This is a genomic window from Homoserinibacter gongjuensis (genome assembly GCF_030161875.1).
Taxonomy (GTDB): Bacteria; Actinomycetota; Actinomycetes; order Actinomycetales; family Microbacteriaceae; genus Homoserinibacter; species Homoserinibacter gongjuensis.
The window spans coordinates 2,611,068-2,636,693 of sequence record NZ_BSVA01000001.1 but is presented as its reverse complement, the minus strand read 5'-3'; the positions used below and the strand labels follow the sequence as shown (position 1 = coordinate 2,636,693).

The window sequence follows — 25,626 nt, the reverse complement described above, 5'->3', positions numbered from 1 at the left end:
GGCCGATGCCACGGTCCGTGAACTCGCGTGGGCGAGCGCCCCCGCGGCCGTGTAGGCGGGTCCCATGAGCTGGAGCACGCGGGCACTCGCCGCCCTGGCCGGCACCACAGTCAACACAATCCGTCACTACCACCGACTCGGGCTCCTCGACCAGCCCCAGCGCCGCACCAATGGTTACAAGGAGTACGAGGTGCGGCACCTGGTGCGGCTGCTGCGCATCCGACGCCTCGTCGAACTCGGCATGCCGCTTGCCACCGTTTCGAAGGTGAGCGCAGGCGCTGACGGAACGACTGAAGCGCTGCGGAACCTCGATGCCGACCTCACCGCCCGGATCGCACAACTCACGCGGGCCCGAGCCGACATCGCGGAACTGCTCCATGACAACGCTCCCGCCGACGCTCCAGCAGGCTTCGCGTCGGTCGCCGCTCACCTCTCCGAGCCCGACAGCGCGCTCATCCACCTCTCCGCGCGCCTCTACGACGCGAGCGCACTGAGAGACCTCCGGCGCATGGTCGAGGCGGACGCCGAGGCCGACGCGCTCGGGACGGAGCTCGCCGAGCTGCCGCCCGATGCCGACGAGAACGCCCGCCGCCGACTCGCCGAACGTCTGTCCCCCACCCTGGCGCGGAACCTCATCGAGTATCCCTGGCTCGTCGACCCCGCTGCGCATCTCGCGGGTGGCGTCGGGATGACCCGACGCACCTTCGTCGAGGCGATGGTCGAGTTCTACACCCCCGCCCAGCTCGACGTGCTGGCGCGCGCCGCTGTCCTCGCGCAGGACATCGCTCACACGACGCCCCGGCCGGGTGGCCCTCCGTCCGAGACGACGGAGACGTCATCGACTTGACCCTGTTCCGAGAACACGGTCTCTACTGGCGTCGCCCACGAGAACGGCTCGAGGGCGCAGCACCACACGAAAGGAAGCACCACATCATGAATCTCGTCCAGGACCTCATCAACGGTCTCCAAGAACTCGTCGCCCAGGTGCCCGATTTCATCCAGCCCCTCATCCTCGCTCTCGCCGGCGCCATCCCGACCGTCGAAGGAGATGTCGCCGCCGTGATCGGTATCATCAGCGGCATCAACCCGATGGTCGCCGCCGTCGCAGGAGCTGCGGGGAACTTCCTCTCCGTCTTCCTCGTTGTCGTGCTCACGTCGCGGGCACGCACCGCCGTGGTCAATCGCTCCAGAAATCGGGCTGTCGTGGCAGTGGGCGCCGCTGGACGGGGAGCCTTCGAGGATGAAGAACGCGCTGCGGCCTTCGACGCGGCCACCTCAGCCAAGCCCGTCTCCAAAGGACGCCAGCGCTTCAAGAAGTGGTTCGTGCGCTACGGAGTCCCTGGAGCGAGCCTCCTGGGTCCCCTGGCACTGCCGAGCCAGGTCACGTCGGCGATCCTCGTCGCGGGCGGTTCGCCCCGCACCTGGGTGCTGCTGTGGCACGCGATCTCTATCCTCGCCTGGACGACCGTCGCCACGGTCTCGGCGTGGCTCGCGCTCATGCTCGTCTTCGCAGTATGAACGACGCCACGGGCGGGCCGCGCCATTCAGGCCAGGCCGCGGACGACCCCATCACCGGCGAGCCGATCGTCGCCGAGGATCTCATGCTCCTCCTCTTCCAGCCCGAGAGCGGCAGCATCGCCGGGGAGGGCACGCTCTACTACGTGCTCGCGGGCGCCGTGCTCGCGGAACTCGGTCTGGAGGATCTCGTGAGTACCGCGAGGTCGATGATCGGCGCGCCAATCGTCGAGGCGCGCGAGGGCACACGCCCGAACGACGCGCTCCTTCGCCGGGCCTGGGACTACGTCGACGGCAAGCCGCGAGGTCTGCAGAGCGTCCTCGCGGCGGTCGGGCCGACGCTGCGGGAGCCAGTGCTCGAACGCCTCATCGCGCGCGGAGACATCCGCCGAGTGCGCCGCAAGCTGCTCGGCATGATTCCCACCTCGTCGCTCGTCGAGGGCGCGAGAGGTCGGCGCGACGAGCTCCTGGCCGAGGTGCGCGCCGTCCTCGTCGACGGCGTCGAGGCGTCGCCTCGCGTGGCCTCACTTGCCGCCCTCCTCTACGCCAGCGGCACCCTCCCGCAGTTCGATCCGGTGATCCCGTGGTCCTCCCGCGTGATCACGCGCGCTGAGGAGCTCACCGCGGGCGAGTGGGGTGCGGCGGCCGCAGGGCACGCGGTGGCCCGGACGCTCACCGTGACGATCATCAACAGCGTCATCTACGCGAACGGCCCCTCACGATCGCGCTAGATGCAACCAGCATCGAGTCCGACGAGGCACCCCATCGAGCGGATGGGGTGCCTCGTCGCACTCGCGCGTTGCCGTGTCGGCCGTCCTACCCCAGAGCCGACTGTCGATATCACGCGAGCGGGTGCCGTACTCCGAGTGCCTCGTTGAGGGCCTCGGTGCGCCGGCAACTATGAGCCTCGCCGCGCGCCGATCACCCAGCTGGGCACGCTCGCGAGCACGCCCAGCGCACCGACAGCGAGGAAGGCCAGCACCGGCGGCGCCAGGGCAGCGATACGTCCCGAGAACACAAACCCGATCGAGTCGCCGGCAACGGCGGGCGCGAGGTACCCGACCGCGGTCGACGTGAGCACCACGAGAGCCCAGTGCCCCGCACGACCCGCGGTGGCCAGTCGTCGCAGTCCGTAGACAAGGGCCGCCGCCGCGCCGGCGAGCGCGCCGACGACGAGCGTCCACGGGAACGAGATGCCCGCTGCTCCCGGCACGATCGCCACGAGACCGGCGAGCAGCCCGTCCGCGGCCGAGCGCAGCGGATGCCGATCGGATCGCCGCAGCACGTCGACGAGCGTCCAGGCGACCGCACCGGCAAGCGGCGCTGCCAACGCGGCCAGCAGGATCCGCCAGGTGTAGGCATCGATCACACCCTCGAGGCTCGCGAGCCAGAGGGCACCCGCGATCCACACGAGGAGCACGGGCAGCGCGAACCGGGTCCAACTCTCACGGGCCACACCGCCCGGCGCCCGCCAGGCGAGCAAGACGGATGCGGCAGACGACACCAGCAGCGCCAGTCCCCCTCCGAAGTCCTCCACGCGGCATTCGCTCTCCGCGCACATGCCGAAGATGAGGGGCGGCACGACGGCGCACACCGGGAACACCACGAGGCTCCAGGTGAGCACGAGCGCCCACGCGACCCCGCGGCGCCCCGGGCGGGCCTCTTGGGCCGCAGCCCCAAGCAGCACGCTCACGGGAGCGGCAGCGAAGGCCGAGGCGAGGAAGAACGCCGCGGTGTCCGCGTCCGTCGCGACCCCGATCGCGACCGACACGGAGGCCGCACCCGCCGCGGCCGCGCACGCGCGGATGATCGCCTCCGCGGGTCCTGGCGGCCGCAGCATCCACATGAGCGCAGCCGTCATCACTGCGCAACAGAGCGCGGCGAACAGCAGCAGTTCGGGCATGACGCCTCCGGGTGGCGACCTCGCGAGCCGAATCGGCCCGACAGCACAACGATAGGGGCGCCGCCCCCGTGAGGAGACGGCGCCCCGTGCGTCAGGCGGTCACGTGCGTCAGTCGGCGAGCACGTAGCCTTCCTCGCCGTGCACGACGGTGTCGACGCCGGCGAGCTCGTCCTCGTTCTTGATGCGGAAGCCGATCGTCTTCTCGATCACGAACCCGATGACGTACGCGACGACGAAGGAGTAGACGAGCACCCCGAGCGCCGCGACGACCTGCACGAGCAGCTGCCCCGCGTCACCGCCGGTGAAGAGACCGGTGCCGGTGGCGAAGAAGCCGAGGTAGATCGTGCCGATGAGGCCGCCGACGAGGTGGATGCCGACGACGTCGAGGGAGTCGTCGAAGCCGAGCTTGAACTTGAGCTCGACCGAGATCGCGCAGACCGCACCGGCGACGAGGCCGAGCACGAGCGCCCACAGCGGGCTGAGGTTCGCGCACGAGGGGGTGATCGCGACGAGACCCGCGACGGCGCCGGAGGCGGCACCGACCGAGGTCGGCTTGCCGTCCTTGAACTTCTCGACCACGAGCCAGCCGATGATGGCCGCGGCGGTCGCCCCGAGCGTGTTCACGACGATGAGGCCGGCCGAGGTGTTCTCGGGGCCGAGGAGTCCGAAGGTGCCCTCCGCGCCCGCGTTGAAGCCGAACCAGCCGAACCACAGGATCGAGGCGCCGAGCAGCGTGAGCGGCACGTTGTGCGGCTTCTGGATGCCCTTGGCGAAGCCGACCCGCTTGCCCAGCACGAGCGCGAGAGCGAGGGCCGCGGCGCCCGCGTTGATGTGCACGGCCGTGCCACCCGCGTAGTCGATCACGCCGGGTGTACCCCACCACTCACCGAGCTGCATGATCCATCCGCCACCCCACACCCAGGCCGAGACCGGGAAGTACACGAGGGTCGCGAAGAGACCCGCGAAGATGAGCCACGAGCCGAACTTGGCGCGATCCGCGATGGCGCCCGAGATGAGCGCGACGGTGATGATCGCGAAGGTCGCTCCGAAGGTCGCTCCGACGAGCGCCGCACTGCCGCCCTCGGAGGTCGACAGCGACTGCAGGCCGAAGTCGGAGAACGGGTTGCCCGCCAAGAACGGGCTGCCGTCGCCGATGGCCGACATGTTGAAGCCGTAGAGAATCCACAGCACGCTCACGAGCCCGAGGGCGCCGAAGCTCATCATCATCATGCTCACGACGCTCTTGGCCTTGACCAGACCGCCGTAGAAGAAGGCGACGCCGGGCGTCATGAACAGCACGAGTGCTGTCGCCGCGATCGCCCACGCGAAGTTGCCGCTATCCATGGTGCTACCTCTCTCGTTGCATCGGACCGCCGGATGGGGCACCGCCCGGTCCTCGGGTACGCGGCAAGTTTGGAAGGGGCACGTTTCGTGCCCGCACGCCTCAGGTTTCGCGATTGTTACGGCGGGGCCGTACAGGTAAACATCACGTTTCCGCGGGCTGGCGCTTCACCGCCAATCGCCTGCGCCCTCGCATGGAAGAGTGGACGGGTGCAGTTCCTCCGCTCCGAACGTGTCGCCGCGATCCTCTTGGCGGGGGCCGCCGCTGCGGGCCTCGTCATCGCCAATTCGCCCATCGGAGCGGCGGTCATCGCATTCCGTGATGGGCACGGCGATACGGGTGTCCCGGTGTTCGACCTCTCCCCGGGCACTGGATCGCGGATGGGCTGCTCGCGCTGTTCTTCCTCGTCGCTGCGATCGAATTGCGACACGAACTGACCCACGGGGAGCTCGACACCGCTCGCAAGGCCCTCGCCCCCGCCGTCGCCGCGACCGGCGGCGTGGTCGTGCCCGCGCTCGTCTATCTCGCGATCGTGCATGACCCGGCCGAGAACGTCGGTTGGCCCATCCCGACCGCCACCGACATCGCCTTCGCGCTCGGTGTGCTCGCGCTGCTCGGCCGCGGACTCCCCGGCGGGTCCGGGCGTTCCTGCTCGCACTCGCCGTGCTCGACGACCTCATCGCGATCGCGATCATCGCGGCGTTCTTCACGCGCGAGCTGCAGCCGGTGCCGCTGCTCATCGCGGTGCCCCTCATCGCCGCCTTCGGGTGGCTCAGCGCGCGCCGGCGCCCGAATGCCGCGACGCGGGGCGTGCTCCTCGTGCTGCTGGGCGTCACGGTCTGGGTGCTCGTGCTGAGTTCCGGCGTGCACGCGACCATCGCGGGCGTCGCCCTCGGCCTCGTCTATGCCTCGCGGCCCGCCGGCAGGGTGCGCCACGCCCTCGAGCCCTGGGTCAACGGAGCGGTACTGCCGCTCTTCGCGCTCAGCGCGTCGATGGTCGTCGTCCCGCACATCAAGGAGGGCGGCATCTCACCCGTGCTGTGGGGCGTGCTGGTCGCCCTTCCCGTCGGCAAGCTCGTGGGGATCACGCTCGGGGCGACCCTCGCGCGGGGGATGATGCCCGCAAGCGAACGAGCGGCGTCCCTGCCGCTGCGCGAAGTGCTCGTCGTCGCCACCCTGGGCGGCGTGGGCTTCACGATTTCGCTCCTCATGGCCGAACTCGCGTTCCGCGGGAATGCCGAACTCGTGGCATCCGCGACCCTCGGCGTGCTCGGCGGTTCCCTCGTGGCTCTCGTGCTCGGCGGCGTCACCACCGGCCTCGTGGCGCGGAGGGCGCGCCTCAGTTCGTCAGCGCGATGAGGCGCGACACGGCCCGCTGATACTTCTTGCGATAGCCGCCCGCCATCATCTCCGCTCCGAACACCTCGTCGAGCGGTGTTCCGGAGGCGAGAACGCGCACCTGCTCGTCGTACAGCCGGTCGACGAAGGCCACGAGACGCAACGCGTCCGTCTGGTCGACGAGAGTGTGCACGCCCCGCAGGCCGACGCCCGCGAGCCCCTCCACCATCCGCACGTACCGCGAGGGATGCACGCGCCCGAGGTGCGCCAGAAGCGCGTCGAAGTCGTCGAGGGTCGTCGTGCCCGCGAGTGTCGAGAGGGCCTCGGGCAACCGCTCCTCGTCCGTCGTGATCGCGTGACCCTCGATCTCGCGCCGGCGATAGTCGAGTCCGTCGATCCGCACGATGTCGAAACGATCGGCAAGAGCCTGGATCTCGCGCAGGAAATCGGCGGCCGCGAAGCGCCCTCGCCGAGGGCGTTGGGTGGCGTGTTCGAGGTCGCGGCGATGCGGGTACCCCCGCGGCGAGCTCGCCCAGCAGACGGCTCATCATCATCGTGTCGCCGGGGTCGTCGAGCTCGAACTCGTCGATCGCCACGAGGAGGCCCCGCGCAGCAGTTGGGTCGCCTGCGCGTAACCGAGGGCGCCGACGAGTGCGGTGTACTCGATGAAGGTGCCGAAGTACTTGCGACCGGGGGCCACGTGCCACAGGGCCGCGAGGAGATGGGTCTTGCCGACGCCGAAGCCGCCGTCGAGATAGATGCCGGGCTTCGCCTCGGGCGCCTTGCGGCGACCGAACAGGCCCCGACCTCCGCCTCCGCCGCCGCGCATGGCATCCGCGAATGCCCGTACCTTCTCGACCGCCTCCGCCTGCGAGGAAGTCCGGATCGGGCCGGTAGCTCTCGAGACTGGCCTCGGCGAACTGCCGCGGCGGCTCGAGCGAGGCCGCCATCTCGGCGCCCGACATCTGCGGTGCACGGTCGAGGAGCGACGCGGCGGACTGCTGCGACATGAAGGCCTTCCGGGGCTGCCTGCGGCGGGCGGGAATACGGCCGCTGCAGTACTCGGAGGTCTGTGTCGAACTCTTACGACGTGCCTGCGGCCCGGGTGGCGAGTGCCTACCCTGGATAACAGAAATCCTACCCGCAAGGAGACAACCCCATGGCCGTCGCGCCCGACCCGAATCCCGCTTTCTCCGCCTTCGCTCACCCCGAGCGACTGGTGAGCACGGAATGGCTCGCGGAACACCTCGGGCAGCCGGGTCTCGTGGTGGTCGAGTCCGACGAGGACGTGCTGCTGTACGAGACGGGTCACATCGAGGGCGCCGTCAAGATCGATTGGCACACCGACCTCAACGACCCGGTCGAGCGCGACTACCTCGACGGCGAGGGCTTCGCGAAGCTGCTCGGCGGCCGTGGCATCTCTCGCGACGACACGATCGTCATCTACGGCGACAAGAACAACTGGTGGGCCGCGTACGCCCTCTGGGTCTTCACGCTCTTCGGCCACGAGGATGTACGGCTGCTCGACGGCGGCCGCGCCAAGTGGGAGGCCGAGGGTCGCCCGTACACGACCGAGGTTCCCGTGCGGGAGCCCGTCGAGTATCCCGTCGTCGAGCGTGACGACGCGGCGGTGCGCGCCTTCAAGGAGGACGTGCTGGCCCACTTCGGCAACCCTCTCGTCGACGTGCGCTCGCCCGAGGAGTATGTGGGCGACCGCACCACCGCACCCGCGTATCCCGAGGAGGAACGCTGCGCGCGGGCCACATCCCGAGCGCCCGGAACGTGCCGTGGGGCAAGGCCGTCGCCGAGGACGGCTCCTTCAAGTCGAAGGCCGAGCTCGACGCCATCTACCGCGACGGCGCCGGCCTGAACGACGGTGATAACGTGATCGCCTATTGCCGGATCGGCGAGCGCTCGAGCCACACCTGGTTCGTGCTCACCCATCTTCTCGGCTTCGAGGGAGTGCGGAACTATGACGGGTCCTGGACCGAGTGGGGCAGCGCCGTGCGCGTTCCCATCGTCAAGGGCGCGGAGCCGGGCGCCGTTCCGGCCCGCTGAGCGACGGCCGTCGCAGGAGGTGACGGCGTGAGCACCGCACTTCCGGAGAAGCTCGCCGAGATCCGCGACGACTTCCTCGCGCTGGAGCAACAGGACCGCCTGCAGCTCCTGCTCGAGTTCTCGCGCGAACTGCCCGAGCTGCCCGCCCGCTACGCCGACCACCCCGACCTGCTCGAACGCGTCGAGGAATGCCAGTCGCCGGTGTACATCTTCGTGGAGATCGACGACGCGGGCATCGTGCACCTGCATGCCACGGCGCCTCCTGAGGCTCCCACGACACGCGGGTTCGCCTCGATCCTCGTGCAGGGGCTTGCCGGGTTGACCGTCGAGCAGGTGCTCGCAGTACCGAGCGACTACCCCCTCACGATCGGGCTCACGGAGGCCGTCAGCCCGCTACGCATCCGCGGGATGTCGGGGTTGCTCGGCCGTACGCAGCGCCAGGTACGCGAGAAGTCGGCCGCGTGATCCTGCGCCCGGTGCACCCCGAGCCGGGCACGCCGATCGTCGTCGGCGAGCCGGGCACGCGCGAACGCCTGCGCGAGCTGTACCGGCGCGACCCGGCCGCCGCCGGCATCCGTCTCAACCTGGTGGCGAGTATCGACGGAAGCGCCCGCGGCGACGACGGCACCTCCGAATCCCTCTCCAGCCGGGCCGATCGAGCCGTGCTCGGGGCGATCCGGGCCGAAAGCGACGTCGTGCTGATCGGTGCCGCAACCCTGCGCCGCGAGGGCTACCTCGTGCCGCGCACCGCCCGGCTGGCCGTGCTCACGGCGAGCGGCGAGCTGGGTTCTACCGAACTCGGCGAGGTGACGGATGCCGACAAGATCCTCGTGCTCGGCCCCGCCGCCGCGCGTGACCGGGTGGCGAGCACGCTCGGCGCACCGCATCGGTTCATCCCGCTGACCGCCGACGCCGAGGGACGCGCCGGCCTCGCCGACGCCGTCGCCGCCCTCGCCGAGCACGGCGCGCCCCGCATCGTGGCCGAGGGCGGCCCCTCGCTCGCGGCCGCGCTCATCGCCGAGCGACTCGTCGGCGAGTTGTGCCTGTCCACGAGTCCCCGCCTGACGGGCGGAGGGCTCCCGGTGCTCGGTGACGCGCCGCATCCGGCGGTACCCGCCGAACTCGCCGGGCTGCTCATCGACGATGCGGGCGGACTCTACGCCCGCTGGCTGCTGCCCGCCGACTCCTGAGGCACACGCGGAGCGGTCTCGATCGCGGCAAGCCAGTTGCGGATCGCATCCTCCCAGCGCGTGCGGTCGTAGTTCCACAGCTTGGTGTGGCGCGCCACGGTGAACTCCTCGAAGGTCACGATGTCGGGGCGCGCATCCGCGAGGGCGATCGACGCGGTGGCCGGCACGAAGCCGTCGTCGACGCTGTGCAGCAACAGGATGGGGCGGTCGAGCTCCGCCGCCCGTGAGACGAAATCCATCCGCTCGAGATCGAGGGGCTCGGCGAGCCCCGTCACGATGCGACCCCACCGCGATCGGATCAGGGCGTAGACCCCCAGCGCACGATGCCCGGCAGACGCCGCATCCGGGCCTGGAAGTCGAGAGTCACGATCCAGTCCACGACGGGCGAATCGAGTACGACGCCCGTCACGAGCGCGGCCCGCGGCGAGCGGGTGAGGGCCTGCAGCACAGTCGCACCGCCCATCGACCACCCCATGAGCACGATCTCGCGCGCGCCCCGCGCGATCGCGTAGGCCATCGCCGCATCCACGTCGACCCATTCGCGATCACCGAGGGCATATCGGTAGTCGGCGCTGCGCGGGGCCTCGCCGTCGTTGCGGTACGAGATCAGCAGCGAGTGGTAGCCCGCGGCCCGGAACGGGGCCACGCCGCGCAGGGTCTCGGCGCGACGCACGGCGCGGCCGTGCACCTGGATCACCCAACGGTCGGCGTCGGCCTCGGCCGGTACGAACCACGCCGGCGCGGCCCCCAATGGCGTCGTGATCGCGACGTTCTCGTACGGCACCCCGAGGTCACGCGGCGTGAGCCAGAACCAACCGCTGAAGCGCCCGCGTCGCGCGCGTTCCAGGTCGCCGAAGTCCACAGCGAGCACCTCGCGCGTGACACCGACGCGATCCGCCTCGATAATCTCCCCGATGCGCGCATGCCCGCTGTCGCCCGAGAACCAGAAGCTGTAGTCGCCCGGCAGGGTGGAGTCAGGCGTCGCCGCGAGGGTCACGGTGCGCGCGTGCGCGTCGTACCGCAGGATCCGGATGTCGTCCTCCCGCCGCGAGGGCGGGATCACGACCGTGCGAGCGACCACGGCACTGATCGCCGCGAGGCCGATGCCCACGACGGCTCCCGCGCCGGCGAGCCCCACAGCAGGGACGCGAGTGGTGAACGCCTCCGGGTTTCGCGACGCGACACGACGACCTCCGTTCCGGCGACGGCGTGGCACCGCCGCGGCCCTCCGCGAGAATCCTAGGCTTCACTCGTGACCACCCCCGAGTCCGATCCCGCTCCTGCGCCGTTCGCGCGCGCCGTTGCCGCGGTGCGGGCTGCGCGACCGCGGTCGGAGATGGAGGTCGTGGAGATCGCCGCTCCCACGGGCCTCGCGCCCTACGCGATCGCGCTTGCGGCGGATGTGCGGCCGACGGAGCACGGTATCGATTCGGTGCTCGGCACCGGGCGTTTCGTGCTGCTCTACGACCCGGAGGAGCCCGATGCCTGGGACGGCCCCTTCCGCGTGGTCGCTTTCGCCCAGGCACCGCTCGAGGCCGAGATCGGCGTGGACCCGTTCATCGCCGAGGTCACCTGGTCATGGCTCATCGACGCCCTCGACGCCCGCGGAGCGCAGTACTCCGCCCCTCCGGCACCGCAACCAAGGTGCTCTCCACCGGATTCGGCGAACTCGCCGGGCAGGGCGACTCCGCGCAACTCGAGTTGCGTGCGTCCTGGTCGCCCGCCGGGCCGGATGTCGGGGCGCAGGTCGAAGCCTGGTGCGACCTCCTCTGCATGCTTGCGGGACTGCCGCCGTCATCCGACGCCGTCTCGCTCTCTCACCGACGGGCCACGCGTGACTGAAGCGACACCACCGATCGCGACAGCGGATGCGGAGCACCCGGAGGTGCGCGTCATCGACACGCGCGCGGAGTACCTCGAGGCGGTCCAGGCGCTCTCCCGCGGGGAGGGGCCGTTCGCCGTCGATGCCGAACGCGCCTCCGGATTCCGGTACTCGCAGCGCGCCTACCTCATCCAGGTGTTCCGGCGCGGATCAGGGGCGTTCCTGTTCGACCCTCCCGCGATCGGCGACTTCCACGAGCTCGCCGAAGTGATGGCAGACGAGGAGTGGATTCTGCACGCCGCGAGCCAGGACCTCGCGTGTCTGCGCGAGGTCGGCCTCGATCCGGCACGCATCTTCGACACCGAGCTCGGCGCCCGGCTCGCGGGGTTGCCGCGCGTCGGGCTCGCAACGGTCGTCGAGGAGCTGCTCGGCATCCACCTCGCCAAGGCGCACTCTGCGGCCGACTGGTCGACGCGTCCACTCCCCCAGGGCTGGCTCGTCTACGCCGCTCTCGACGTCGAACTCCTTCCGGATCTGCGCGACAGGATCTCCGAGCTGCTCGAGGCCGGCGGCAAAGCCGACATCGCCCGGCAGGAGTTCGCCGCCGTGCTCGATCGCGAGACCGCGGTGCGCCACGAGCCGTGGCGCCGACTCTCGGGCATGCACGCTCTGCGATCGCCGCGGCAGCTCGCGATCGCGCGTGCGCTGTGGACGGCGCGCGACCAACTCGCGCAGGAGCTCGACGTCGCGCCGGGCCGGCTCGTGCCCGATCTCTCGCTCGTCGCCGCAGCCAAAGCGCAGCCGGCGAGCAAGCGCGAGCTCGCCGCGCTCAAGGATTTCACGGGACGCGCGAGTCGCCGCGAGCTCGATCGCTGGTGGGCGGCCGTCGAAGCGGGCCTCGCCGACACCGAGCCGCCCAACATGCGGGGAACGGGGGATGGCGTGCCGGCACCTCGACTGTGGGCCGACAAGAACCCCGAGGCCGACCGTCGGCTCAAGCGTGCCCGCGCGGCCGTCACCGCTCGCGCCGAGCAACTCGCCATCCCCCTGGAGAACGTGCTGACCCCCGACACCCTGCGTCGCGTCGCCTGGGCACCGCCCGCCGAAGTGAACGCCGCGACCATCGGCGCCGCCATCGCCGAGCTCGGCGCACGGCCCTGGCAGATCGAGGAGCTCGCGGACCTCATCGCCGAGGCGTTTGTGGAGGCGCGCCAAGCGCCCACGGGCGACTCCGCCGAGGCGTAGTAGCTTCCGTCGAACGATTCGAGCGCCCCGGCACCCCCTGCCTAGGATCGAGACAGACACCGGATGTGCGCGAACGCGCCCGCATCCGTCCCCCGGATATGTGGAGGCATCGTGGCCCAAACGCCCGCAGCTCACTCCGACGTCGTGTTCGTGGACGGGGTTCGCACCCCGTTCGGACGCGCCGGCGAGAAGGGCCAGTACTGGAACACCCGCGCTGACGACCTCATCGTGAAGGCGATGATCGGTCTGCTCGAGCGCAACCCCGACCTGCCCAAGGACCGCATCGACGATGTCGCCATCGCAGCGACGACGCAGCAGGGCGACCAGGGGCTCACGCTCGGCCGCACCTCGGCGATCCTCGCGGGCCTGCCGCTCTCGGTGCCCGGCTACGCGATCGATCGGATGTGCGCGGGCGCCATGACGAGCGTCACGACGATCGCGGGAGCGATCGCCTTCGGCGCCTACGACATCGGCATCGCGGGAGGCGTCGAGCACATGGGGCGTCACCCCATGGGCTTCAACGCCGACCCGAACCCGCGGTTCCTCGCCGAGAAGCTCGTCTCGCCCGACTCGCTCAACATGGGCAATACGGCGGAGCGCCTGCACGACCGCTTCCCGCAGCTCACCAAGGAGCGCAGCGACCGCTTCGCGATGCGCAGCCAGCAGAAGGTGGCAGCCGCCTACGAGGCGGGCAAGATCCAGCCCGACCTCGTTCCGGTGGCGATCAAGTCGGAGGCCGGGTGGGGCCTCGCAACCGAAGACGAGGGCATGCGCCCCGGCACGACGATGGAGGTGCTCGCGGGGCTCAAGACCCCGTTCCGGCCCCACGGTCGCGTGACAGCGGGCAACGCCTCGCCGCTCACCGACGGCGCCACGGTGTCGCTCATCGCGAGTGCGGATGCCGCACGCGAGTTCGGACTGCCCGTCAAGATGCGGATGGTGTCGTTCGCGTTCGCCGGCGTCGAGCCGGAGGTCATGGGCATCGGCCCGATCCCCTCCACCGAGAAGGCGCTGCGCAAGGCCGGCCTCTCGATCGACGACATCGGCCTCTTCGAGCTCAACGAGGCCTTCGCCGTGCAGGTGCTGTCGTTCCTCGACCACTTCGGCATCGACGACGACGACCCGCGCGTGAACATGTGGGGCGGCGCGATCGCGATCGGCCACCCGCTCGCATCCTCGGGCGTGCGCCTCATGATCCAACTCGCACGCCAGTTCGAGGAGCACCCGGAGGTGCGCTACGGACTCACCGCGATGTGCGTCGGTCTCGGCCAGGGCGGCAGCGTCATCTGGGAGAACCCGCACTACCGGGGAGGGAAGTAAGGCATGAGCAAGCTGCCCGACTACAGCGCGTCCGATTTCGGCAAGCTCGTCGCGCTCGACCCCGACGAGGTCGTGACGCACTCCTACGTACGCGACGTGCGCCTCCCGAGCGGCAAGACGCTCGCGCTCATCACGCTCGACAACGGTCGCGACCACACCCGCCCCAACACGCTCGGCCCCGCCACACTGCTCGAACTGGGCGAGCGACTCGACGAGCTCGCCGCCCGCGGCAAGGCGGGCGAGATCGACGGCGTCGCCGTCACCGGCAAGCAGTTCATCCTGGCCGCCGGCGCGGATCTGTCGAAGGTCGGCGAGATCGAGGACCACGAGACCGGTGTGCTCATGGCCCAACTCGGCCACCGGACGCTCGGCAAGCTCGGCGAGCTCGGGGTTCCGAGCTTCGTGTTCATCAACGGGCTCGCTCTCGGCGGCGGCGTCGAGATCGCTCTCAACGCCGACTACCGCACGATCGACTCCTCGGTGCCCGCGCTCGCGCTTCCCGAGGTGTTCCTCGGCATCATCCCCGGCTGGGGCGGTGCGTGGCTGCTGCCGAACCTCATCGGCATCGAGAACGCACTCGAGGTCGTGATCTCGAACCCGCTCAAGAACAACCGGATGCTCAAGGGCCCGCAGGCCTTCGATCTCGGCATCGCGGACGCCATGTTCGGGCCCGCGAACTTCCTCGAGGACTCGCTCCGCTGGGCCGACGGCGTGCTCACCGGCAAGGTCAACGTCAAGCGTCCCCACGAGCCGGGGAAACTCGAGCGGCTCGCCAAGTGGGACGTCGCGATCGGGATCGCCGAGAAGACGCTCAAGAGCCGTATCGGCGAGGTCGCGAAGAGCCCGTACAAGGCACTCGAGCTGCTGAAGGCGGCCAAGAACACCGACAAGAAGTCGGGGTTCCTCGCCGAGGACCAGGCCCTTGCCGAGCTCATCTCGGGCGACCAGTTCCGCGCATCCATCTACGCCTTCAACCTCGTGCAGAAGCGCGCGAAGAAGCCCGCGGGTGCCCCTGACAAGGAGCTCGCGCAGAAGGTCACCAAGGTCGGCGTAATCGGGGCGGGCCTCATGGCCACCCAGTTCGCGCTGTTGTTCGTGCGTCGCCTGCAGGTGCCCGTCGTCATCACCGACCTCGACCAGGCGCGTGTCGACAAGGGCGTTGCGACCATTCACGGCGAGATCGATGAGCTGCTCACCAAGGGCCGCATCGTCTCCGACGAGGCGAATCGCCTCAAGGCGCTCGTGACCGGAACCACCGACAAGGCCGACTTCGCCGACTGCGACTGGGTCATCGAGGCGGTCTTCGAGGAGCTCGGCGTCAAGCAGGCGGTGTTCGCCGAGGTCGAGCAGCACATCCCGCCGGAGGCGATCCTCGCCACCAACACCTCCTCGCTCTCGGTCGAGCAGATCGGCGCGAAACTGAAGAACCCCGAGCGACTCGTCGGTTTCCACTTCTTCAACCCCGTCGCGGTCATGCCGCTCATCGAGGTCGTGAAGACGCCGCAGACCACGGACGTGGCCCTGTCGACCGCCATGGTCACGGCCGCGAAGCTGCGTAAGAACGCCGTCATCACAACCGACACGCCTGGCTTCGTCGTCAATCGCGTGCTCGCCAAGGTGCTCGGCGAGGCGATGCACGCCGTCGAGCAGGGAGCCTCGTTCGAAGATGTGGTGGAGGCAGCCCGCCCGTTCGGGCTGCCGATGGATCCGTTCATGCTGCTCGATCTCGTGGGGCTCAAGGTGGGCGCGCACGTGCTCGATACCCACCACACGGCGTTCCCCGATCGCTTCTTCGACAGCCCGGCGTTGCACGAACTCGCCGAGCATGGCGCGATCTTCGAGAAGGACGCCAAGGGCAAGATCAAGGGCTATGACAAGAAGGCCATCGAGATCGTGAAGAGGCACCGCCCCGCGGATGCCGTGGCGCTCACCCCGGAGCAGTTGCGCGAGCGGCTCCAGGTGGGCCTCGCCGACGAGATCCATCGGATGCTCGAGGACGGCGTCGTGGCGGGCCCCGAGGATATCGATCTCTGCATGATCCTCGGTGCCGGCTGGCCCTTCCAGATGGGTGGCGCGACGCCCTACCTCGACCGCGTCGGAGCGAGCGAGAAGGCTTTCGGCGACACCTTTCACCACCCGCCCATCCGCGGGGTGAGGTAGCCGTCTCCGCGTCTGAGGCATGGGCCGTCCGGAAATAGGGAGATCTCCCGATCCGGACGGCCTACCTCATTCACGACGCTGGAGACATGGAACTGGGAAGCAGCTACCGCAGCTGGATCGCCGATGACCGAGAGGCCGAGTTCGCCCGTGCTGCCGAGCGCGCACGCATGGCCCGTGAACGTCGGACGCTCGAGAATGACAGCCCAGCGCGCGGCGATGTCGCGGGCGGGAACCTCCTGTCCCGCCTGCGGCATCGCCGCGCGCTGGGCGCACAACCGGTGACCCGCTGAGTGAACTCGCCCCTCCGACGCGCCCCGTCGGTCGCGGGTGGCACGATGGGATCGTGCGCATCCAGACGACCTCACCGATGGTGGGCCGGGAGGCGGAGCTGCGCGAGCTCACCGCAGCCGCAACCGAGGCCTCATCGGGGGTGCCCCGGGTCATGGTCGTCGGCGGCGAGGCGGGTATCGGCAAGTCCCGACTGATCGACGAACTGTGCGCCGGCCTCGACGCATCCACTGTCGTGGCACGCGGCCAGTGCGTGGAATTCGGCACGGTCGGCGTGCCCTATGCGCCCCTCATCGGCGTGTTGCGTGATCTCGTGGATGCCGTGGGCACCGAGGCCGTGTTCGCGGCCGCCGCAGGGGCGCGGCCACCCTGCGCGGACTCGTGGAGGCCCGCACACCCGCGGAGCGCGACGAGCGTCTCGGCGTCGAGCGGCTGGACGAGGTGGTGACGACGATCCTGGAGAGCCTCTCGGCGCACCGCGACATCGTCGTCGTCGTCGAGGATCTGCACTGGGCAGATCCGGCGACGCTCGACGTCGTGCGCTTCCTCGCCCGGATGCTGCGCACCGGACGCCTCCTGGTGGTCATCAGCTATCGCAGCGACGACGTCGGGCGTGGCCACCCGCTCCGGGGCGTACTCGCCGAACTCGAACGCAATCGGCGGGTCTCGCGGGTCCTGCTGGACAGGCTCGATCCCGTCCAGGTACGCACGCAGCTCACGGGCCTCATCGGCGTGGAAGCAAGTGCCGAGCGCTCGCGCGCGGTGTTCGAACGCAGCGAGGGGGTGCCGTTCTTCGTCGAAGAGCTCGCCGACTGGAGCGATGAGCGCACGGTGCCCGCGACCCTGCGGGAACTGCTGCTCGCGCGCTACGAAGACCTCAGCCGCGAGACGCAACGCATCGTGCGCGCCCTCGCGGCGGGAGGCGGCCGTGTGGATCACGCGATCCTCGCCGAGGTCGTCCAGCCGACGGACGACCTCGATGCCGCACTCCGGGAAGGCATCGACGCCGGCGTCATCGTCGTCGCCGGTCGCGGCTACGACTTCCGTCACGCCCTCGTGCGAGAGGCCGTCGCAGATGAGCTGCTCCCCGGCGAGAGCGCCGAGGTGCACGCACGCTACGCCCAGGCCCTGGAGCGCCGACCGACCGACCCGAGCGGACTCGCCGCGCGATCGGTGCTGGTGTCTGCGCACTGGCTCGAGGCGCACGACCTCGAGCAGGCCTTCCGCACCTCGGTCGAGGGCATGCGACTCAGCCGCTCGGCGTTCGCCTACGCGAGCGCGGCGCAACTCGGCGAACGTGCGCTCGGCCTCTGGCATCGCGTCAGAGATCCCGACGCCACCGCCGGGATGCCGCACGTGGAGTTGCTCGACAGCGTGGCGCGGTCCTGGCGGGGAGCCGGCGAGATGGGGCGTGCCCTCGCGACGATTGACCAAGCCCTCGCCGAAGCCGACCCCGACGATCCCATCCGCCGAGCGCGGTTGCTGCGCAACAAGGGGCTCATGCTCGCCTTCGACGGTCACGCCGACGCACTCGCCGTGCTCGAGGAGGCGCTCGCGCTGCTGCCCGAGGGGAAGAGCCGGCCCTGCGCGCCGGGCTCCTCGCCGAAGCCGCGAGCAAGTTCATGGTCTCCGGCATGTCGGATCAGGCGATCGAGGCGGCCACCGAGGCGATCCGCCTGGCTCCCCCGGATGCATCGCGCACCCGATCGATCGCCGCGAACATCCGGGCGGGAACCCTCGTGCACCTCGGCCGCATCGACGAAGGCATGGTCGACTATGCGCTCGCCCTGCGCGAAGCCGGCGACGATCGCGATCCCCTGCTGCGGTATCACGTGAACTACTCCGACTCGCTGCACCTGCTGGGGCGGCATGCCGAGTCGATGCAGGTGGCCCTGGATGGCATCCGGATCGCCGAGGCGTCGGGAGTCGCGCGCACCTCGGGTGCGATCCTCGCGCTCAACACGGTCGACCCGCTCTTCGCACTCGGCGAGTGGGACAGGGCCGACGCCCTCATCGAGGACTCGCTGGAGCTGGATCCGCCCGTCGTCTTCCGTGTCTATCTGCGCCGGGCCCGCATGCGCTCGGTGCTCTGGCGCGGCGACCCCGCGGGCGCGCGCGCTCTCTTCGAACGCTGGCAGGGATCCATGCGGCAGATCGCCGACTTCGAGGACCAGGTCGCGGCCGGTCTCGCCCTCGACGCCGCCGAGCTCTTCCTTGCGCTCGACGACCTCGACACCGCCTGGGCGTGGGCCGGGCAGCTGCTCGAGCGTGAGCGGCTCGCCTCGGCGCCCTGGGAGCTTCCCATCGCACCTGTCGTGGCGCGCATCGTGGCCCGGTGTCGCGAACGAGCAGCGGATCCGGGCCTCGGTGCGGAACATCTCGAACGACTCGCCGGCATCATCGAGCGCGATGCGTGGCCGACACGGGAGATGTGGACGGCCTTCACCGCGGCAGAGGTCGGCGGGCCGAGCGGTGCCGGCGACGACGTGGAGTTGTGGCGGCGGGCGATCGAGGCGGCCGAATCGCCCGCGGGGATGGCGCTCATGCGCCTCCAGCTCCGCCACGGGCTCGCGCGCGCGCAGGTGCGCACCGGTGACCGCGTCGGCGCCGCAGAGACTCTCGAACGACTGCGTGGCGACGCGGCGGGCATCGGAGCCCAGCTCATCGTGGCCTGGTGCGATGCACTCGAAGCGGATGCGGGACTCGCGCCCCGCAGCGCTCATGCGCGATCCGAGGTGGAACTCACACCACGCGAGCAGCAGGTGCTCGATCTCATCGCCGAGGGCCTCAGCAACGGACAGATCGCCGAGCAGCTCTACATCAGCCGCAAGACGGTCTCGGTGCACGTGTCCGCGGTGCTGCGCAAGCTGGGTGCGGCCTCCCGGACGGAGGCCGCACGCCACGTGCTCAATGCATCGACGGAGCCTCGAGCTCCTCGTCGCTGATCTCGGGAGCCACCGGCCGCCGCACGAAGAACGCCGCGACCACGGCCAGCAGCGAGAGGAATGCTCCGCCGAGGAACGCGAGGTGCAGGCCGCCGATCAGCTGGTCCGGCGTGGCCACCTCGGCGTTCGTGGCCCCGGATGCCGCGGTGCCGACGGCGAGCAACGCGATGAACGCCGCGGTGCCGGCCGCTCCCGCGACCTGCTGGATCGTTCCGATCGTCGCCGACCCATGCGAGTACAGGTGCCGCGGCAGCGCGTTCGTCGCCGTCGTGAAGACGGGCGTGAAGAGCAATCCGAGCCCGAGGCTCAGCACGACGTGCGTCGTCAGCACGTACCAGAGCTCGGTGTTCGAGGTGAACAGCGTCATCGCCCAGATCGCGGCGCTCATGATGAACGAGCCGGGGATCACGAGCGGCGCCGGGCCGAAGCGGTCGTACACGCGCCCGACGATCGGCCCGAGCAGTCCCATGAGCAGACCACCCGGCAGCAGTGTGAGCCCGATCGTCAGGGTGTTGATGCCGAGCCCCTGTTCGAGGTAGATCGGCAGCAGGATGACGACGCCGAAGAGCACCGCCATGAGGATCACCAGGAACAGGATCGACACCGTGAAGCTGCGCGCGCGGAACGTGCGCAGGTCGAGCAGAGCCTGGTTACGGCGCTGCAGCACGAGCTGACGCCAGATGAACAGCGCGAGCGCGATTCCGCCGATCACGAGCGGGATCCACGACGGCAGCATCGCCTTGCCCTCGGCCGAGAGGCCGAGGTTGCTGAGGCCGAAGACGACGCCGCTGAACCCGAACGCCGACAGGATGACGGAGGCGACATCCAGCGGCACCTTGCGCGGCTCCGAGACGTTGGGCACCCGGGCGATTCCGATGAGCAGCATGAGCGCCGAGATCGGCAGCATCACCCAGAAGAGACCGCGCCAGGGCGCGAGTTCCAGGATGAGACCCGATACGGCGGGCCCGATCGCCGGCGCCACGGACATCACGATCGAGATGCGCCCCATGATCCGCCCGCGATCCGAGAGCGGCACGAGCGTCAGCACCGTGGTCATAAGCAGCGGCATCATGATCGCGGTACCGGTCGCCTGCACGACGCGCCCCAGGATGAGCACTCCGAACACGGGCGCGGTCGCCGCGATCAAGGTGCCGAGCGTGAAGAGCGACATCGCGGTGATGAACACCGGGCGGGTGTTGAGGCGCTCGAGCAGGAAGCCTGTGATCGGGATGACGACCGCCATCGTCAGCGCGAAGGCGGTGGTCAGCCACTGCCCCTGACTCGGGGTGATGCGCAGGTCCCCCATGATCTCGGGGATCGCGACGTTCATGGTGGTCTCGTTCAGGAAGACCACGAACACAGCGGCGAGCAGGAGCACGATCGCGACGCGGTTGCGTCGTGCGATCGTGGGGTCGAGGTGTGCGCTCGTGGGCGGCGTCTCGACGGCGTGATTCGTCACGTTTCCTCCGTTGGGGGTGGTGGTGGGCGGATGAGCCCGATGTCCAGTCATGTGGACAGCGTCAACATTAGCGGAAGCGACTGACATCGCCGCACCGGCGAGTAACGCTAACGACCCCGCTCGATGTCGTATTCCCGTGCGTCCTCGGGAAGTGGTCGTGCCACCGGAATGCGGGTGCCGAGCACCTGGGAAACGATGTCGCGCGCGATCCGCTGGTCGGTGAGACCCGCATCCTCGAGGATCTCGTCGCGCGTGGCGTGGTCGATGAACTCGTCGGCGAGGCCGAGCTCCTCGACCGCGGTGTCGACGCCCGCGGCGCGCAGGTCTTGACGGATGCGGGTGCCGACGCCGCCGACCCGCACGCCGTCCTCGATCGAGACGAGCAGGCGGTGCTCGCGTGCGAGCTCGATGATGCTCGTCGGAACCGGGATCACCCAGCGCGGGTCCACGACCGTCGCTCCGATTCCCTGCGCTGCGAGTCGCTCGGCGACGCGCATGGCGACGGCCGCCATCGGCCCCACGGCGACCAGCAGCACGTCGCGGTGGGCGGCCTCCCGCAGCACGTCGACGCCGTCGTCGGTGCGGCGGACCGCATCGAACTCGTTGCCGACGCTGCCCTTCGAGAAGCGCACCACGGTGGGCCCGTCATCGACCGCGACCGCTTCGCCGAGCTCTTCGCGCAAGCGTGTCGCGTCACGCGGGGCCGCGATGCGGATGCCCGGCACGACCTGCAGGATCGACAGATCCCACATGCCGTGATGACTCGGCCCGTCGGGGCCGGTGACCCCGGCACGATCGAGCACGAAGGTCACACCCGCGCGGTGCAGGGCGACGTCCATGAGCACCTGGTCGAAGGCGCGGTTGACAAAGGTCGCGTACATCGCCACCACCGGATGCAGACCGCCGAACGCCAGCCCGGCGGCACTTGTGACCGCGTGCTGCTCGGCGATACCCACGTCGAACACCCGCTCGGGGAAGCGCTCGGCGAAGCGATGCAGACCCGTCGGTCGCAACATCGCCGCCGTGATGCCGACGAGCCGCGGATTGTGCGTCGCGAGCTCGAGCATCTCGTCGGCGAACACCGCGGTCCAGGACGGCTTGCTCGGGTGATCGAGCGCTTCGCCGGTCTCGGGGTCGATCTGCCCGACGGCGTGGAACTGGTCGGCGACATCGGCGAGGGCCGGCTCATAGCCGCGCCCCTTCTGCGTGATGACGTGCACGATCACGGGCGCGTCGTAGTCCTTCGCCTGCCGCAGCGCCTCCTCGAGCGAGCGCAGGTCGTGCCCGTCGACGGGGCCGAGGTACTTGATATCGAGGTTGGAGTACAGCCCCTGGTTGTTGGTGAACCGCGAGAGGAACCCGTGGATGGCGCCGCGCATCCCTCGATAGAAGGCTCGCCCGGGCGAACCCAGCCGGTCGAAGAAGCGACGACTCGAGAAGTAGAGCGAGCGGTAGGCCCGCCGCGTGCGCACCGTGTTGAGGAAGCGCGCCATGCCGCCGATCGTGGGCGCGTAGGAGCGTCCGTTGTCGTTGACAATGAGCACGAGACGACGCGAGTTGTCGTCGGAGATGTTGTTGAGCGCCTCCCACGTCATGCCGCCCGTGAGCGCGCCGTCACCGACCACCGCCACGACGTGGCGGTCCTCTTGTCCCGTCATCGCGAAGGCGCGCGAGATGCCGTCGGCCCAACTGAGCGAACTCGAGGCGTGCGAGCTCTCGACGATGTCGTGCTCCGACTCCGCACGCTGGGGGTAACCGGCGAGCCCGCCCCGCGAACGCAGGGCCGAGAAGTCCTGTCGGCCGGTGAGCAGCTTGTGCACGTAGCTCTGGTGACCGGTGTCGAACACGATCGCGTCACGCGGCGAGTCGAAGACGCGGTGCAGCGCGATCGACAACTCGACGACGCCCAGGTTCGGCCCGAGGTGCCCGCCGGTCTTGGAGACCTCGCGCACCAGGAACTCACGGATCTCCCCGCGAGCTGCGCCAGCTCGTCACGACTCAGCCGATCGAGGTCGCGCGGACCGTGAATCGACTCGAGCAACGTCATACCCACGACCCTACGCCGCACATCCTGAACTCCAGGTTCCGATCTGCGGTGCCCGCTCGCGTGCGCTACGCCGGCCTTCTGTCGTGCTCTCAGACAAGACTGCGCAGCACGTACTGCAGGATGCCGCCGTTGCGGTAGTAGTCCGCCTCACCGGGGGTGTCGATGCGCACGACCGCGTCGAACTCGACCGTCTGCTTGCCCTCGGGCGAGAACTCGCTCGGCTCGGCGGTGACGCGCACCGTCTTCGGTGTGACACCGTCGTTGAGCGCCTCGAGGCCCGTGATCGACACGATCTCGGTTCCGTCGAGGCCGAGCGACTCCCAGCTCTCCCCTCGGGGAACTGCAGGGGGACGACACCCATCCCGATGAGGTTCGAGCGGTGGATGCGCTCGAAGCTCTCGGTGATGACCGCCTTGACGCCCAGCAGCGAGGTGCCCTTGGCCGCCCAGTCACGCGACGAGCCCGAGCCGTACTCCTTGCCACCGAACACGACGAGCGGGATGCCCGCCGCCTGGTAGTTCATGCACGCGTCGTAGATGAAGGCCTGCGGGCCGCCCGGCTGAGTGAAGTCGCGGGTGTACCCGCCCTCGACCACCTGACCGTCGTTGACCGCCGCCACGAGCTGGTTCTTGAGCCGGATGTTGGCGAAGGTTCCGCGGATCATGACCTCGTGGTTGCCGCGTCGCGAGCCGAAGGAGTTGAAGTCCTTGCGCTCGACGCCGTGCGCCTCCAGGTACTGCGCCGCGGGCGTGCCCGACTTGATGTTGCCCGCGGGGCTGATGTGGTCGGTCGTGACCGAGTCGCCGAGCGCCGCCATCACGCGGGCACCGGTGATGTCGGTGACCGGCGTGAGCTCCATCGTCATGCCGTCGAAGTACGGGGCTTCCGCACGTAGGTCGACTCGTCGTCCCACTCGAAGATCGGGCCGGTGGGGGTGGGCAGATTGCGCCAGCGGTCGTCGCCGTCGAAGACGGTGGCGTACTGCTTGATGAACTGCTCACGCGAGATCGAGGAGTCGATGACCTCCTGCACCTCGTCGGACGAAGGCCAGATGTCCTTGAGGAAGATGTCGTTGCCGTCCTGGTCGCGGCCGAGCGGGTCGGTCTCGAAATCGAAGTGCATCGATCCGGCCAGGGCGTAGGCGACCACGAGCGGCGGCGACGCGAGGTAGTTCATCTTGACGTCGGGGCTGATGCGTCCCTCGAAGTTGCGGTTGCCCGAGAGCACAGCCGTCACCGCGAGGTCGTGCTCGTTGACCGCAGCGGAGACCTCGTCGATGAGCGGACCGGAGTTGCCGATGCACACCGTGCAGCCGTATCCGACCGTGTAGAAGTCCAGGCCCTCGAGTGCCTTGTCGAGACCGGACTTCTCGTAGTAGTCGGTGACGACCTTGGAGCCCGGTGCGAGCGTGGTCTTGACCCACGGCTTGCGGGTCAGGCCCTTCTCGAGCGCCTTCTTGGCGAGCAGGCCGGCGGCGACCATGACCGAGGGGTTCGAGGTGTTGGTGCACGAGGTGATCGCCGCGAGCGTCACCGCGCCGTTGTCGAGGATGTAGCGCGTGCCGTCGGGCGTCGTGACCGGAACCGGCTTCGACGCGTTCTTCGGGCCGCCGCTGTTGATGTGCACGGCCCGGGTGTCCTGCTCCTCGTCACCGGGAACCGATCCGGGATCGGACGCCGGGAAGGAGTGCTTCGACTCGAGATCGACGATGTCGTTGCTCGTCGTCGGAGCGGCGTAGTTGAGGATGTCGGTCTCGAACTGCTCCTTCGCCTGCGAGAGCAGGATGCGATCCTGGGGGCGCTTGGGGCCGGCGATCGACGGCACGACGGTGCCGAGGTCGAGCTCCATGTACTCGCTGTACACGGGCTCCCGCGCGGGGTCGTGCCAGAGACCCTGCTGCTTGGCGTACGCCTCGACGAGTGCCACAGCCTGCTCGTCGCGCCCGGTGAGGCGCAGGTAGTCGAGCGTGACGCCGTCGATCGGGAAGATGGCGGCGGTCGAGCCGAACTCCGGGCTCATGTTGCCGATCGTCGCGCGGTTGGCCAGGGGCACGGATGCGACACCCGCGCCGTAGAACTCCACGAACTTGCCGACCACGCCGTGCTGGCGCAGCATGTCGGTGATCGTGAGCACGACATCCGTCGCCGTGACGCCCGCGGGGATGTCGCCGGTGAGCTTGAAACCGACGACGCGCGGGATGAGCATCGAGACCGGCTGACCGAGCATCGCGGCCTCGGCCTCGATTCCGCCGACGCCCCAGCCGAGCACGCCGAGACCGTTCACCATCGTCGTGTGCGAGTCGGTGCCGACGCACGTGTCGGGGTACGCCTGCAGCACGCCGTCGTTGGTGCGGTCGTAGACGACCTTGGCCAGGTGCTCGATGTTGACCTGGTGCACGATGCCGGTGCCCGGGGGCACGACCTTGAAGTCGTCGAAGGCGGTCTGGCCCCAACGCAGGAACTGGTAGCGCTCACCGTTGCGCTGGTACTCGATCTCGACGTTGCGCTCGAGGGCGTTCTCGGTGCCGAAGAGGTCGGCGATCACGGAGTGGTCGATGACCATCTCGGCGGGCGAGAGCGGGTTGATCTTGTCGGGGTCACCGCCGAGAGCGGTGACGGCCTCGCGCATCGTGGCGAGGTCGACGATGCAGGGCACGCCTGTGAAGTCCTGCATGATGACGCGCGCCGGGGTGAACTGGATCTCGGTGTCGGGCTCGCCATCCGGATTCCAGGAGCCGAGCGCCTCGATCTGCGCCTTCGTCACGTTGGCGCCGTCCTCGGTGCGCAGCAGGTTCTCGAGCAGCACCTTGAGGCTGAATGGGAGCTTCTCGTATCCGGCGACCGCATCGAGGCGGAAGATCTCGTAGTCGGTACCGCCGACCTTCAGGGTGTCTCGGGCGGAAAAGCTGTTGATGCTCGACACGATCGTCTCCTCAGGCGTTGATGCGGATGCGTCTCCAGCATCCTGACGGCCGACACGGACGCATTCCAGCAA

The 25,626-nt window shown here is 69.5% G+C and carries 15 protein-coding genes and 7 pseudogenes; 14 read left to right on the top strand and 8 right to left on the bottom strand.

The annotated features are described in order from the left end of the window. Positions 1-64 precede the first annotated feature (64 nt). The 3 genes from QQK29_RS14145 to QQK29_RS14135 all read left to right on the top strand — a co-directional run bounded on the left by QQK29_RS14145 (position 65) and on the right by QQK29_RS14135 (position 2,246). Entirely contained in the window at positions 65-847 is a 783-nt protein-coding gene (locus tag QQK29_RS14145) for a MerR family transcriptional regulator (RefSeq protein WP_284301204.1), read from the top strand. 86 nt (positions 848-933) lie between these two features. Then, positions 934-1,518: a small multidrug efflux protein gene (locus QQK29_RS14140; RefSeq protein ID WP_284301202.1), complete on the top strand. Its 585-nt coding sequence runs from the start codon at positions 934-936 to the stop codon at positions 1,516-1,518. Continuing rightward, a complete protein-coding gene (locus QQK29_RS14135) occupies positions 1,515-2,246 on the top strand; it encodes a GOLPH3/VPS74 family protein (protein WP_284301200.1) in 732 nt (243 codons plus the stop codon). Before QQK29_RS14140 ends, QQK29_RS14135 begins: the two co-directional genes overlap by 4 nt. Positions 2,247-2,413: 167 nt before the next feature. On the opposite strand, the gene QQK29_RS14130 is transcribed toward QQK29_RS14135, so the two are convergent. Together QQK29_RS14130 and QQK29_RS14125 are read right to left on the bottom strand one after the other, a co-directional pair. Further along, on the bottom strand, positions 2,414-3,418 hold the full coding sequence (locus QQK29_RS14130; RefSeq protein WP_284301197.1) for a hypothetical protein: 1,005 nt from the start codon (positions 3,416-3,418) through the stop codon (positions 2,414-2,416). A 108-nt stretch (positions 3,419-3,526) separates the two neighbouring features. Beyond that, positions 3,527-4,762, bottom strand: coding sequence for an ammonium transporter (locus tag QQK29_RS14125; protein ID WP_284301195.1), 1,236 nt, complete (start codon positions 4,760-4,762; stop codon positions 3,527-3,529). 419 nt (positions 4,763-5,181) lie between these two features. Here QQK29_RS14125 and QQK29_RS14115 point away from each other — a divergent pair. Beyond that, positions 5,182-6,119 (top strand): annotated as a pseudogene (locus tag QQK29_RS14115) (Na+/H+ antiporter NhaA). On the opposite strand, the pseudogene zapE reads toward QQK29_RS14115, so the two are convergent. Further along, positions 6,100-7,108: pseudogene (gene zapE, locus QQK29_RS14110) on the bottom strand (cell division protein ZapE). The pseudogenes QQK29_RS14115 and zapE overlap by 20 nt on opposite strands. A 149-nt stretch (positions 7,109-7,257) precedes the next feature. Here zapE and QQK29_RS14105 point away from each other — a divergent pair. From QQK29_RS14105 to QQK29_RS14095, 3 genes and pseudogenes are all read left to right on the top strand, one after another. Then, positions 7,258-8,156 (top strand): annotated as a pseudogene (locus tag QQK29_RS14105) (sulfurtransferase). A 27-nt stretch (positions 8,157-8,183) separates the two neighbouring features. Continuing rightward, positions 8,184-8,621: a SufE family protein gene (locus QQK29_RS14100; RefSeq protein WP_284301192.1), complete on the top strand. Its 438-nt coding sequence runs from the start codon at positions 8,184-8,186 to the stop codon at positions 8,619-8,621. Next, positions 8,618-9,346 (top strand): dihydrofolate reductase family protein, encoded by a 729-nt coding sequence (locus tag QQK29_RS14095; RefSeq protein WP_284301190.1) that lies wholly within the window; start codon positions 8,618-8,620, stop codon positions 9,344-9,346. The genes QQK29_RS14100 and QQK29_RS14095 overlap by 4 nt, the downstream gene beginning before the upstream one ends. On the opposite strand, the gene QQK29_RS14090 is transcribed toward QQK29_RS14095, so the two are convergent. Together QQK29_RS14090 and QQK29_RS14085 are read right to left on the bottom strand one after the other, a co-directional pair. Further along, complete coding sequence (locus QQK29_RS14090; RefSeq protein ID WP_284301188.1) at positions 9,313-9,621, bottom strand: alpha/beta hydrolase family protein; 309 nt, start codon at positions 9,619-9,621, stop codon at positions 9,313-9,315. The genes QQK29_RS14095 and QQK29_RS14090 overlap by 34 nt on opposite strands. 23 nt (positions 9,622-9,644) lie before the next feature. Continuing rightward, positions 9,645-10,484 (bottom strand): alpha/beta hydrolase family protein, encoded by an 840-nt coding sequence (locus QQK29_RS14085; RefSeq protein WP_284301186.1) that lies wholly within the window; start codon positions 10,482-10,484, stop codon positions 9,645-9,647. A 114-nt stretch (positions 10,485-10,598) separates the two neighbouring features. Between QQK29_RS14085 and QQK29_RS14080 the strand changes: the two are divergent. The 7 genes and pseudogenes from QQK29_RS14080 (at position 10,599) to QQK29_RS14045 (ending at position 19,126) form a co-directional block, all read left to right on the top strand. Beyond that, positions 10,599-11,188: pseudogene (locus QQK29_RS14080) on the top strand (DUF3000 domain-containing protein). After that, positions 11,079-12,413 (top strand): HRDC domain-containing protein, encoded by a 1,335-nt coding sequence (locus QQK29_RS14075; RefSeq protein ID WP_284301184.1) that lies wholly within the window; start codon positions 11,079-11,081, stop codon positions 12,411-12,413. Before QQK29_RS14080 ends, QQK29_RS14075 begins: the two are co-directional and overlap by 110 nt. Before the next feature lie 144 nt (positions 12,414-12,557). Beyond that, on the top strand, positions 12,558-13,733 hold the full coding sequence (locus QQK29_RS14070) for a thiolase family protein (protein ID WP_284301981.1): 1,176 nt from the start codon (positions 12,558-12,560) through the stop codon (positions 13,731-13,733). Between the two features lie 3 nt (positions 13,734-13,736). Beyond that, positions 13,737-15,893, top strand: a complete 2,157-nt coding sequence (locus tag QQK29_RS14065) for a 3-hydroxyacyl-CoA dehydrogenase NAD-binding domain-containing protein (RefSeq protein WP_284301182.1) — start codon at positions 13,737-13,739, stop codon at positions 15,891-15,893. Between the two features lie 86 nt (positions 15,894-15,979). Continuing rightward, complete coding sequence (locus tag QQK29_RS14060) at positions 15,980-16,183, top strand: hypothetical protein (protein ID WP_284301179.1); 204 nt, start codon at positions 15,980-15,982, stop codon at positions 16,181-16,183. Between the two features lie 77 nt (positions 16,184-16,260). Further along, positions 16,261-18,017: pseudogene (locus QQK29_RS14050) on the top strand (ATP-binding protein). Next, positions 17,948-19,126, top strand: coding sequence for a helix-turn-helix transcriptional regulator (locus QQK29_RS14045; protein WP_284301171.1), 1,179 nt, complete (start codon positions 17,948-17,950; stop codon positions 19,124-19,126). The pseudogene QQK29_RS14050 and the gene QQK29_RS14045 overlap by 70 nt, the downstream one beginning before the upstream one ends. Here the strand turns inward: QQK29_RS14045 and QQK29_RS14040 are convergent. The 3 genes and pseudogenes from QQK29_RS14040 to acnA all read right to left on the bottom strand — a co-directional run bounded on the left by QQK29_RS14040 (position 19,089) and on the right by acnA (position 25,557). Then, on the bottom strand, positions 19,089-20,585 hold the full coding sequence (locus QQK29_RS14040) for a DHA2 family efflux MFS transporter permease subunit (RefSeq protein ID WP_284301169.1): 1,497 nt from the start codon (positions 20,583-20,585) through the stop codon (positions 19,089-19,091). The genes QQK29_RS14045 and QQK29_RS14040 overlap by 38 nt on opposite strands. 107 nt (positions 20,586-20,692) lie before the next feature. Beyond that, positions 20,693-22,632: pseudogene (dxs, locus tag QQK29_RS14035) on the bottom strand (1-deoxy-D-xylulose-5-phosphate synthase). 89 nt (positions 22,633-22,721) lie between these two features. Next, positions 22,722-25,557 (bottom strand): annotated as a pseudogene (gene acnA, locus QQK29_RS14030) (aconitate hydratase AcnA). Positions 25,558-25,626 lie beyond the last annotated feature (69 nt).